General features: G+C 66.4%; 8 protein-coding genes. 7 read left to right on the top strand and 1 reads right to left on the bottom strand.

All coding sequences use genetic code 11. The annotated features are described in order from the left end of the window. Positions 1-5: 5 nt before the first annotated feature. Entirely contained in the window at positions 6-2516 is a 2511-nt protein-coding gene (locus ACYQ6W_RS06575; RefSeq protein ID WP_459674301.1) for a glycogen/starch/alpha-glucan phosphorylase, read from the bottom strand. A 118-nt stretch (positions 2517-2634) separates the two neighbouring features. On the opposite strand from ACYQ6W_RS06575, the gene ACYQ6W_RS06580 reads away from it, so the two are divergent. The 7 genes from ACYQ6W_RS06580 to glgA all read left to right on the top strand — a co-directional run bounded on the left by ACYQ6W_RS06580 (position 2635) and on the right by glgA (position 11525). Next, positions 2635-2778 (top strand): hypothetical protein, encoded by a 144-nt coding sequence (locus tag ACYQ6W_RS06580; RefSeq protein ID WP_459674302.1) that lies wholly within the window; start codon positions 2635-2637, stop codon positions 2776-2778. A 69-nt stretch (positions 2779-2847) separates the two neighbouring features. Then, on the top strand, positions 2848-5418 hold the full coding sequence (gene treY, locus ACYQ6W_RS06585; RefSeq protein ID WP_459674303.1) for a malto-oligosyltrehalose synthase: 2571 nt from the start codon (positions 2848-2850) through the stop codon (positions 5416-5418). Between the two features lie 82 nt (positions 5419-5500). Beyond that, positions 5501-6922 (top strand): NAD(P)-binding domain-containing protein, encoded by a 1422-nt coding sequence (locus tag ACYQ6W_RS06590; RefSeq protein ID WP_459674465.1) that lies wholly within the window; start codon positions 5501-5503, stop codon positions 6920-6922. 215 nt (positions 6923-7137) lie between these two features. Beyond that, positions 7138-8169: a sugar-binding transcriptional regulator gene (locus ACYQ6W_RS06595; protein ID WP_459674304.1), complete on the top strand. Its 1032-nt coding sequence runs from the start codon at positions 7138-7140 to the stop codon at positions 8167-8169. Then, a complete protein-coding gene (locus tag ACYQ6W_RS06600; protein ID WP_459674305.1) occupies positions 8166-8747 on the top strand; it encodes a lipocalin family protein in 582 nt (193 codons plus the stop codon). Before ACYQ6W_RS06595 ends, ACYQ6W_RS06600 begins: the two co-directional genes overlap by 4 nt. 64 nt (positions 8748-8811) lie before the next feature. Then, positions 8812-10080, top strand: coding sequence for a glucose-1-phosphate adenylyltransferase (gene glgC / locus ACYQ6W_RS06605; RefSeq protein WP_459674306.1), 1269 nt, complete (start codon positions 8812-8814; stop codon positions 10078-10080). Further along, positions 10077-11525, top strand: coding sequence for a glycogen synthase GlgA (glgA, locus tag ACYQ6W_RS06610; protein WP_459674308.1), 1449 nt, complete (start codon positions 10077-10079; stop codon positions 11523-11525). Before glgC ends, glgA begins: the two co-directional genes overlap by 4 nt. Positions 11526-11537 lie beyond the last annotated feature (12 nt).

Consider the following 11537-nt stretch of genomic DNA (forward strand, 5'->3'; position numbering starts at 1 on the left):
TTAGGCTACCGGTTGGGCCAGGTGGGCACGTTCCAGAGATCGGCCGCATATTCGCGGATGGACCGGTCCGAGGAGAAGAAGCCCATGCCCGCGGTATTCAGGATAGCCGCCCGCCGCCACTCGCTGGGCTTCCGCCAGTTGGTTGCGACATCACGCTGGCGTGCGTAATAGGCATCGAAATCCGCCGAGACCATGAAATAGTCGTGATAGCGGATCGCTTCGATCAGGCCGCGATAGCGGCCTGGTTCGTCCGGGCTGAAGTTGCCGTTCTCGACCGCCGTCAGCACTTCCTGGAGAATTTCCGACTTCGCGATCAGATCGGATGAGTCGATCGTCTTGGCGCGGCGTGCCGCCACTTCCTCGGCCGTCATGCCAAAGATGAAAATGTTCTCCGCACCCACATGCTCCAGCATCTCGACATTCGCGCCGTCCAGCGTACCGATGGTCAGCGCGCCGTTGAGGCCGAACTTCATGTTGCCGGTGCCCGATGCCTCCATACCGGCCGTCGAGATCTGCTCGGAGAGGTCGGCCGCAGGAATGACGACCTCCGCCAGACTGACATTGTAGTTCGGCAGGAAGACGACCTTCAGCGCATCGCGCAGCGTGGGGTCGCTGTTGATGACGCGTGCCACGTCATGCGCGAGCTTGATGATGAGTTTCGCACGATGATAGCTCGGTGCGGCCTTGCCCGCGAAAATCTTCACGCGCGGCGCCCAATCCCGCATCGGCTGGGCACGGATCGCGTTGTAGAGCGCAATCGTCTCCAGAATGTTGAGCAGTTGCCGCTTGTATTCGTGAATGCGCTTGATCTGCACGTCGAAGAGCGCATGGGGATCAAGCCGCACACCCACCCGTTCCCGCACCAGCCGGGCGAGGGCCGCCTTGTTCTCCTGCTTCACCGCCGCAAACTTCTCCTGAAAGGCGGCGTCAGTCGCGAAGGGTGCGAGCTTGGGAAAGAGATCCGCATCGTCGAGAATCTCGGGCCCCACGGCATCAACGAGCAACGACGTCAGCCCCGGATTGGACTGGTAGAGCCAGCGGCGGAAGGTAATGCCGTTGGTCTTGTTGTTGATCCGGTCCGGATACATCTCGTTGAAGTCGTGAAAGACGGTTTTGCGCATGAGATCGGTATGCAACGCCGAAACGCCGTTGACCTTATGCGAACCGAGAAACGCGATGTTGCCCATGCGCACCCGGCGGCCATGCGTCTCGTCCACCAGGGACAGATTGCTCATCAGCCCGACATCGTCCGGATGACGATGCTTCACCTCGTCCAGGAACATCAGGTTGAGCAGGTAGATGATCTGCATGTGGCGCGGCAGCAGCCGCTCCATCAGCGGCACCGGCCAGGTTTCGAGCGCCTCCGGCAGCAGGGTGTGGTTGGTGTAGCAGAAGGTCTTTCGCGTGATGTCCCATGCCTGGGACCAGGGCACCTTGTGGATGTCGACCAGGATGCGCATCAGCTCGATCACCGCAATCGACGGATGCGTGTCGTTGAGCTGGATCGCCGCCTTTTCGTGCAGCGTCTCGATGACCTTGAAGGATTTGAGGTGGCGGCGGATGAGGTCCTGCAGGCTGGCAGCGGCGAAGAAATATTCCTGCCGCAGGCGCAGTTCCTGCCCTGCCGCCGTCTCGTCGCTCGGGTAGAGTACCTGCGAGATCGCCTCCACGCGCGCGCGCTCGCTGAGCGCTCCGACGTGGTCGCCCTGATTGAAGGCGTCGAGACGGATGGGGTCGACCGCCCGGGCGGACCACAGGCGCAGCGCGTTCACGTGGCGGCCGCGCCAACCGACAATCGGGATGTCGTAGGCGATGGCGGAGACGCGCTCCGCCGGATGCCAGACATGTTCCGCCATCGAATCCGTGTCGGACACCATCGCGACGGCGCCGCCGAAACCGATGTCGTAAGAAATCTCCGGCCGTTCGAACTGCCAGGGATTGCCGAGTTCAAGCCAGTCCTCGGGATATTCGAGCTGGAATCCATTCTTCACGATCTGGCGGAACAGGCCGTGCTCATAGCGGATGCCGTAGCCGATGGCTGGGATGGCGAGGCTCGACATGCTTTCGAGATAGCAGGCCGCGAGGCGGCCGAGGCCGCCATTGCCGAGCGCCGCATCCGGCTCCATCCCGCGAATGGCATCGAAATCGACGCCAAGCTCGTCGAGGGCCGCCTGCACGACGTCCGAAAGACCGAGGTTGCCGAGATTGTCGCGCAGCAGGCGGCCGATGAGGAACTCCAGCGACATGTAGTAGACGCGCTTGGCGCCGGACTCATAGGTGAGGTCCGTGCTGCGATGCCACCCGTCGACCACCCGGTCCCTTACCGCGAGGGCGGTTGCCACGTACCAGTCCCTGTTATTGGCCGCGATCCGGTTCTTGCCCACCTGGTAGTAGAGCTTCTGCTCGATCGCGTCCCGCATCGCGGCGACCTCACGCTGCCGCACCTCCGCCGGCGTCTCGTCGCTATAATGCGGCAGCGAAGCGTGCAGGGAAGCGCTGTCGTCCTTGAGCGTCACGAAACTCTCTCCTCGGCATCGTCGGCCAGAACGGCCTATGGCAGGGGGTCCGACCGTCTTCGGCCGCGAGAGCCGTGACCAGTCATGGGCAACGCTAGCTTGCGCAGGATCGGCGGCAATGAAAAGAGGCATTCCGCAGGTGCAGCATGACGATGGCGTGGCGCCGCCCTTCTGGCGGCTGGCTTCGTTGAGAAAGTCCTTCCGCATTCCGAAGATCATTCATCAGAACAGTCTGGACGCGGGCCTGCCTCCCCCCAAGTAAGGGCAGCCGGGCCGAGAGAGCCCGGGGCCCGGTCCGGGTCGTTCCACACAGAATTGCGAGATCCGAGCCATGGCCGTCCCCCTCCGCGCGACCTACCGGCTGCAGTTCCATGCCGGCTTCACCTTCGCGGATGCGGCCCGCGAGCTGCCCTATCTGGCGACGCTCGGCATCAGCCATCTCTATGCCTCCCCCATCCTGATGTCGCGCGCCGGCTCCACCCACGGCTATGACGGAACGGATCCGACACGGATCGATCCGGAACTGGGTGGCGAAGCCGGCTTCCGGGCGCTGGCGGAAGCCGCGCGGACAGAGGGTATGGGCATCATCCTCGACATCGTGCCCAATCACCTTGCCGTCGATACCGCGAACCCGTTCTGGATGGCCGCACTGGAGTTTGGGCAAGACGGCCCGGCCGGCCGGATGTTCGACATCGATTGGGAGCAGGGACAAGTCATCCTTCCGGCCCTCGGCAAGACACTGACGGCCGCCATCGCAGAGGGCGAGATCACGCTTGCCGCTGATTGGGAGGCCGGGCGGCTCGTCGCCCGCTACTATGACAACGCCTGGCCGCTGCGCCCGGAAACGGTGGCGGCTGCCCTGCAGATCGCCGACGCGAAGGACGAAGGCGGGCTGTCCGGCTTGTCGCGGCGGTTCATCGCCCTCGATGGGTCTGGCGCCTCCGAGGAGGCCGCGATTGAGGAAGCGCGGCGCGGCCTCCGCGAGGTGGACGCCGAGCACCGCAGCCTGGTCGAGGCCGCCCTCGCCCAGATGGATATCGCCGGCGTCCTGCACCGCCAGCACTGGCGGCTCACTCATTGGCGGGCGGAAAGCGATAGTCTGACCTACCGCCGTTTCTTCAACATCACCGGGCTCATCGGTCTCCGTGTCGAAGACACTGCAATCTTCGACCTCGTCCACGCCCTGCCGCTGCGCCTGCTCCGGGAGGGGCTGGTCGACGGGCTCAGGATCGATCATGTCGATGGCCTCTCCGATCCTGCCGGCTATTGCACCCGACTTCGCGCCGCCACCGGCCCGCGCGCCATCCTTCTGGTTGAAAAGATCCTCGGCGCAGGCGAAGCGCTGCGGCCGTGGCCGATCACCGGCACCACCGGCTACGAGCGCCTGAACGACCTCCAGGGCCTTTTCGTCGAACCGGACGGCTACGAGACGCTCGACCGCTACCTCGTCGACCACCGTCTGCTGGCGGCAGACCGTAGCGCCCGCTTGGCCGAAGCTAAGGCCTTCATGCTGCGGACGAGCTTCGTCGGCGAGATCGACAAGCTGACGATGCTCGCGCGGTCGCTGGCTACCGCTGATCCAGCGGGGCAGGAATTTGGCATCGGCGCGCTGCGGGAGGCGGTGATCGCCCTGCTCGTCCGCTTCCCGGTCTATCGCAGCTACGGCACCGATACGGTCTCCGACCCCGTGGATGCCGCCTTGTGGCAGGAGACGCGGGAGCGGCTGGCCACCCAGGACCATCCCTGGGTGTCCGAAGCTGCGACCTATCTCCTCGAGCGCCTGGAACATGCGGCCCCTGGCTCGGCCGAGGAGGAGTTCATCCGCCGTTTCCAGCAGTTGAGCGGGCCTGCCATGGCCAAGGGCCTCGAGGATACGGAGTTCTACCGCAGCGTGGCACTCACCTCGGTCAACGAAGTGGGTGGCGACCTGGACGCGCCCTGGCGCAGCCTCGAGGGCTTCCATGCCATTCAGGAAGCACGGGCAAAGGCCTCGGCGGCCGACCTCATCCCGCTCGCGACCCACGATACGAAGCGCGGGCCGGAAACTCGCGCCCGCATCAACACGATCGCGGAGGATGCCTCGGGCTGGATCGCGCGCTTCGAAGCCTGGCACGCGCAGAATACGCCGCTGCGGGCGGAGGTTGCCGGGCGCGAGGCGCCGGATCCGATCGACGAGTGGCTGATCTATCAGACGCTGCTCGGCACTTGGCCGATCAGTGAGGAGCGGCTGGCCGAATACCTCACCAAGGCGATGCGGGAGGCGAAGCGCCACACCTTCTGGGACCATCCGAACGAAGCCTATGAAACCGCGGTGCAAGACTTCGCCCGGGGGCTGCTCACGGATCCGCGCGCCGCCAGCTTCCGCCAGGCTTTGGCGCAGATGGTGGCGGAGGCCGAGCCCCGCGCCCGGGTCAGCGCCATCGCGCAGCTGATCCTGCAGATGACCATCCCCGGCACGCCGGACGTCTATCAGGGAACGGAATTCTGGGACTTCAGCCTCGTGGACCCCGACAATCGCCGCCCGGTGGACTATGCGGCGCGGGCGGCAGCCCTTGCCCGCGGGGCTTGCCCGCCGCTTGCGGAGGATGAGACAGGGGAAGCGAAGCTCTTCATCACGCATCGCCTGCTGGCGCTTCGCGCCGCCCACCCGGCGCTCTTCGCGAGAGGCGATTATCAGCCTTTCGACCCCGGCCCGGACTGGATCGGCTTCACCCGCAGCCATGCGGGGGAGCATCTGCTGGTCGCCCTGCCCCTTCGCCGGCGGGCGGCGGCCCAGGCGCCGCAGCTGCCCCCGGCGGAGACAGGCGCCTGGCACGCCGTTCTCGTGGAGGAGACCAGCGCCACCGAAGGGCCGCTGCCCTATGATCCGCTCTTTCCCTTCGTCGTGGCCGTCGCCGGATAGGCTGACAGCTTCCTGTTGCCTTTGGCGCGCCGCAGCATGCAAAAATCGCAGGATATCTCCTGCCGCGGATGCGCCGATGACCCTGACTGATCTCGAAGCCCGCGTGCGGGCGGATCTTGCCTGCCTCGACTATCCCTCCAAACCTTGGCTACCGGCGCATTCCGTCGACGGCAAGCCGGTGCTGGACGTTCTGATCATCGGGGCAGGGCAAGGGGGGCTCGCCACCGCCTTCGGCCTGATGCGCGAGAAGGTCGGCAACATTCTGGTCGTGGACCAGGCGTCGCGGGGTGGCGAAGGCGTGTGGACGACCTTCGCCCGCATGATCACCCTGCGCACGCCAAAACATGTCTGCGGTCCCGATCTCGGCATCGGCAGTCTGACCCCCCGAGCCTGGTACGAGGCTCGATTCGGCGCCGAGGCCTGGGCCAGCCTCGGCAAGATCCCCCGCGAGGTCTGGCAGGACTATCTAGACTGGTACCGGCAGGTGCTCAGCCTGCCCGTCCGGAACGAGACGGGCATCATCGACATAGCCCCGGAAGGCCGCTTCCTGGCCGCGACCACGACGAGCGGCGAGGTTCTACGCGCCCGCAAGGTCGTGCTGGCCACCGGCATCGCGGGTTCCGGGGCCTGGCTCATCCCCGATTTCATCGAAAACAACCTGCCGCGGGCGCGCTACGCCCATACCTCGGAAGAGATCGATTTTGCGGCCCTTGCCGGCAAGCGGATCGGCGTGCTGGGGGCCGGGGCCTCCGCCTTCGACAATGCGGCGACGGCCCTGGAAGCCGGCGCCGCCCGGGTACAGCTCTGCGTCCGCCGGCGCCGCCTGCCCCGGGTGAACCCCTATCGCTGGATGGAACAGGCCGGCTTCCTTGGCCAGTTCGCGGAATTGCCGGACCTGATGCGCTGGCGCTTCATGCGGCACATCTTCACGATGAACCAGCCGCCGCCACCCGATACCGTCGCGCGCTGCGCCGCCTTCCCCCAGTTCTCCGCCCATCCGGGCACGCCCTGGCTCGATGCCCGCATGGAGGGGGACGAGATCCGGATCCGCACGCCGGACGGGGAACTTGCCTTCGACTTCGTGATCATCGGTGCGGGCTTCGTCATGGATGCTGCGCGCCGTCCGGAACTCCGCCGCTTCGCCCCCCATATCGCGAGCTGGGGGGACCGCTTTGCGCCGCCCGCCGGGGAGGAAGACCCGGTGCTCGCTACCTACCCCTACCTCGCGCGCAACTTCACCTTCACCAGCCGCGACGGTGCGCCGGTGCCCGGGCTGGACCAGCTCTACAACTTCACCTTCGGCGCCATGCCGAGCATGGGCCTGTCCGGCGCCTCGATCAGCGGCCTGAAATTCGGGGTGCGCCGCCTGGTGGACGCGATCACCCGGGACTTCTTCCTGGAAGATGCCGAGACCCATTACCTCGGGCTGCTGCGCTATGAGGAGCCGGAGCTGACGGCCGATGTCTGGCCTGACGGCGGGATTGCGCTCGACCGCGCCGGCTGACCGAACCGCCTGACCGAATGCACAGCGGGCGCACTGCACCTTATTTGCGCGTTGCAACGGGCGGCCTGGGGTGCCAGGGTCCGGCCGAAGACCGGCGGAGGAAGCCTGCCCACAGCCGGAGGGCGGCGACGTTTCGCCATCACCGACGACCACGGTCGCCCCGCGGCCACGCTTAACCCTGGCGGCCTGAACATCCGATTAGTAAAGACAGTGGAATGAAAAGCGACAGCCGGAAAGCAGCGCCCTTGACCATCAATCTGGCTCACGAGTCCGACGATGCCCTCATCGTGCGCACGGCCTGGCTCTACTACATGGCCGGTCTCAATCAGGAAGAGACGGCGACCCGGCTCGGGCTGCACCGCACCCGCGTCAACCGGCTGCTGGCCGAAGCGCGGGAACGCGGCCTCGTCACCATCACCATCCAGCACGAGAGCGCCCGGGAACTCGAGACCGAGCAGACGATCGCCGATTTCTACAACCTCGATTTCTGCCTCGCCACGCCCTTCATTGGTTTCGAGGATATTGCAGGCAATCCGGGCCTCGCCCGTGCCCAAGGCATGGTGAGCCGGCGCGCGGTGGGCAGCGCGGGTGCCAATTTCCTGCGCGGCAAGCTGACCCAAGGGCCCATCACCGTGGGCGTCAGCTGGGGCCGCACCATTGAGCAACTGGCCTTGCATCTGTCCGGCGTGCGCAACCCGGAAGCCCGCTTCGTCTCGCTGATGGGCTCGCTGACCCGCAATTCCGCGTCCAATCCCTTCGAGGTGGTGCAGGCGCTGGCAGCGCGCACCGGCGGCGAAGGCCACTTCATTCCCGTGCCCTTCATCGCCGATTCCAAGGCGGACCGGGACGTGCTGGCCTCCCAGCGGACCGTCGCCGATGCGCTGGAACTCGCACGCCAGGCCGATCTCTACCTGGTCGGCATCGGCGAACTGACCGAGCATTCCTCCCTGAGGGAGCAGAATCTCATCACCGCGGAGGAACTGCACGAAGCCCGCGCCGCCGGCGCCGTCTGCGACGCGCTGGGTAAGCTCTTCGGCCTCAATAGCCATCCGATCGAGCACGACCTCAACCACCGCACCATTGCGGTCGACATCGAGGACATCCGCGGCCGCGACATCGTCCTGCTGAGCGGCGGCTTGGAGAAGATCGACGCCCTTCAGGCGGTGCTCGGCAGCGGGCTGATCCGCGGGCTGATCATCGACGGGGACACCGCCCGGCTGCTCGCCCAGCGCTGCCGCCAAGGATGACCGGTCGCCTGCCGGCGGCGACCCCCGGGGTCCGCCTCGCGCGGCTGTCGGTCACCACCCTCGCCTTGCTCGTGGCCGGGCTTGGCGTGATCAAGGCAATCCCCAAGACCGGCCGGCCGCCGGTGCCCCGCCGCACGGTCGATCTCGATCGCTACCTAGGCCTCTGGCACGAATTTGCCCGCTATGAGAACCGCTTCGAACGCGGCCTGGAAGCGGTGACCGCCAAATATTCCCCCCGGCCGGACGGGCTGATCCGCATCGTCAACACAGGTCGTCAGGGCGGCGTCGCCGGCCGGCTGCGCTGGGCGGAGGCGCGCGGCCGCGTGGTGCCCGGCACTGGCAACGCCAAGCTCCGGGTCTCCTTCTTCGGCCCCTTCTTCTGGGGCAACTACTGGGTTCTGGACCATGCCGAGGATTATTCCTGGTCGATCGTCGGCGAAGGTTCGCGCCGTTTCCTCTGGATCCTGACGCGCGAGCCGCACCCTACCCCAGAACGCCAGGCCCTGTTGATCGCGCGCGTCCAGGCGCTCGGCTATGCCCCGGATCGGCTGCATCGGACGCAACATCCGAGGGTGTAATCCTTAGGGAAGCCCTTCTGTTCCTCGCCGGCCGCGCCTAGATTACGGAATCGGGAGGAAGACAATGATCGAAAAATGGAAATCGTCCTCGCCCCTGTCGCGCACGGCCATGGCCTATGTGCTGGCGGGCGGCCGAGGCAGCCGGCTGATGGAAATGACGGACCGGCGCGCCAAGCCCGCCGTTTACTTCGGGGGCAAGTCCCGCATCATCGACTTCGCGCTCTCGAACGCGCTCAATTCGGGCATCCGCCGCATTGCGGTCGCAACGCAGTATAAGGCGCATAGCCTGATCCGGCACATGCAGCGCGGCTGGAACTTCCTGCGCCCGGAGCGCAACGAGAGTTTCGACATTCTGCCGGCCAGCCAACGCGTTTCGGAAACTCAGTGGTACGCCGGCACGGCCGATGCGGTTTTCCAGAACATCGACATCATCAGCGACTACCGACCCGAACACATCGTCATCCTGGCCGGCGACCACGTCTACAAGATGGATTACGAACTCATGCTGCAGCAGCATGAGGACAACAATGCCGACGTGACCGTCGCCTGCCTCGAAGTGCCCCGCAGCGAAGCCTCGGGCTTCGGCGTCGTCGCCGTGGATGGCGACGACCGGATCATCTCCTTCCTCGAAAAGCCGCGCGATCCGCCGCCGATGCCGGATAATCCGGACAAATCCTTCGCCAGCATGGGCATCTACGTCTTCCGCACCAAGTTCCTGTTCGAGCAGCTGCGGCGCGATGCCGAAGACCCCAATTCCAGCCGCGATTTCGGCAAGGACATCATTCCCTATCTGGTCGAGCATGGCCGCGCCTTCGCCCATCGCTTCACCCAGTCCTGTGTGCGCAGCGAGGAGGATGCCGAGCCCTATTGGCGGGACGTCGGCACCGTGGATGCCTATTGGCAGGCCAACATCGACTTGACGGACGTGATCCCGCCGCTCGATCTCTACGATGCCGCCTGGCCGATCTGGTCCTATTCCGAACTCACGCCGCCAGCGAAATTTGTCCATGACGTTGGAGAGCGACGGGGCGAAGCCGTGGCCTCGCTCGTCGCCGGCGGCTGCATCGTCTCCGGCGCACGGGTACGCCGCTCGCTGTTGTCGACAGGCGTGCGCGCCCATTCCTTTGCCACGATCGAGGGCGGCGTCATCCTGCCCTACGCGACCATCGGCCGTGGGGCGCGCCTTTCCAACGTGATCATCGACGCCGGGGTCACCATTCCCGATGGCCTCGTGGTCGGCGAAGACCCGGTGCAGGACGCCGCGCGCTTCCGCCGCAGCGAGGGCGGGATCTGCCTCATCACCCAGCCGATGATCGACGCCCTCAGCCGATGACACTCGAGGTTCTGGCCGTCTCCTCGGAGTTTTTTCCGCTCGTCAAAACCGGGGGGCTGGCGGACGTGGCGGGCGCCCTGCCGGCGGCGCTTGCCCCGCACGACGTGCGGGTGACGACGCTGCTGCCCGGCTATCCGGCCGTGCTCGCCAAACTCGAAGCGGCAGAGCCGGCGCGCGCGATCGGGGATGTCTTCGGCGGCCCGGCGACGCTCATCGCCGGGCGCGCGGGGAGCGCGCCTCTCCTCGTCCTCGATGCGCCGCATCTCTATGGGCGGCCCGGCAACCCTTACGTCGATGCCACGGGGCGCGACTGGCCGGACAATCCGCAGCGCTTCGCCGCCCTTGCCTGGGTGGGCGCCGAACTCGCCCGCGGCCTTCTGCCGGCCTGGCGACCGGACGTGGTGCATGGGCATGATTGGCAGGCCGGGCTTCTGCCGGCCTATCTCCATTTCGGCGGAGACGCGGCCGAGCCGGGCACCACGCGCCCGCCCAGCGTGATGACCATCCACAACCTCGCCTTCCAGGGGCAGTGCGATGCCGCTCTGCTCGCAACCCTCAGCCTGCCACCCGAAGCCTATGGCATCGATGGCGTCGAATATTACGGCAGCATCGGCTTCCTCAAAGCCGGAGTTCGCCTCGCCAATCACGTCACCACCGTCTCGCCCAGCTATGCCGCTGAGATCACCACGCCTGAGGGCGGGATGGGGATGGACGGGCTGTTGCGGGCCCGAGGTTCTGCCCTTTCCGGCATCCTCAACGGCATCGACACCACGGTGTGGAATCCTGCAACCGATGGCGCTCTCGCGGCCACCTATGATGCGGGCAGCCTGGACCGGCGCGCCGCAAACAAGCAGGCGCTGTGTGCACGCTTCGGCCTCGATCCGGCCCGCCTGCTCTTCGGCGTCGTCAGCCGGTTGACCACGCAAAAAGGGCTCGACCTGCTGCCTCCAGCACTCGACAGCATTCACGCGGCGGGCGGGGCCACCCTCATTCTCGGTGCGGGAGATCCGGCGCTCGAAGCCGCCTTTCGCGCCGCCGAGCGACCGGGCGAGATGGCGCTCTTCCTCGGTTATGACGAGCAGCTCGCCCATCTGATCTATGCCGGCGCCGACGCCCTGCTGATCCCGTCGCGCTTCGAGCCGTGCGGCCTCACTCAGCTCTGCGCGATGCGCTACGGCTGCCTGCCGGTGGTGACGCGGGTGGGCGGCCTCGCCGATACGGTGATCGATGCGAACGAAGCCGCGCGTGCCATGGGGGTTGCCACCGGCTTCCAGATGACGGCGGCCGAACCCGCCGCTTTCGCGCGGACCCTCGGCCATGTCGCCGCGCTGTGGCGGGACCAGAAAGCCTGGCGGCGGGTGCAGGAGAATGCGATGCGAATGGAGGTAGGCTGGGGCCACTCCGCTGCCCGCTACGCCGATCTCTATCGCGGGTTGGTCGCTTAGGCGCCGTCGTAG

Source organism: Acidisoma sp. 7E03 (genome assembly GCF_054665075.1).

Coding starts and splice junctions, on each gene's coding strand:
- treY (WP_459674303.1), top strand. CDS start 2,848: ATGGCCGTCCCCCTCCGCGCGACCTACCGGCTGCAGTTCCATGCCGGC.
- ACYQ6W_RS06600 (WP_459674305.1), top strand. CDS start 8,166: ATGACCGGTCGCCTGCCGGCGGCGACCCCCGGGGTCCGCCTCGCGCGG.
- glgA (WP_459674308.1), top strand. CDS start 10,077: ATGACACTCGAGGTTCTGGCCGTCTCCTCGGAGTTTTTTCCGCTCGTC.
- ACYQ6W_RS06595 (WP_459674304.1), top strand. CDS start 7,138: ATGAAAAGCGACAGCCGGAAAGCAGCGCCCTTGACCATCAATCTGGCT.
- glgC (WP_459674306.1), top strand. CDS start 8,812: ATGATCGAAAAATGGAAATCGTCCTCGCCCCTGTCGCGCACGGCCATG.
- ACYQ6W_RS06580 (WP_459674302.1), top strand. CDS start 2,635: ATGAAAAGAGGCATTCCGCAGGTGCAGCATGACGATGGCGTGGCGCCG.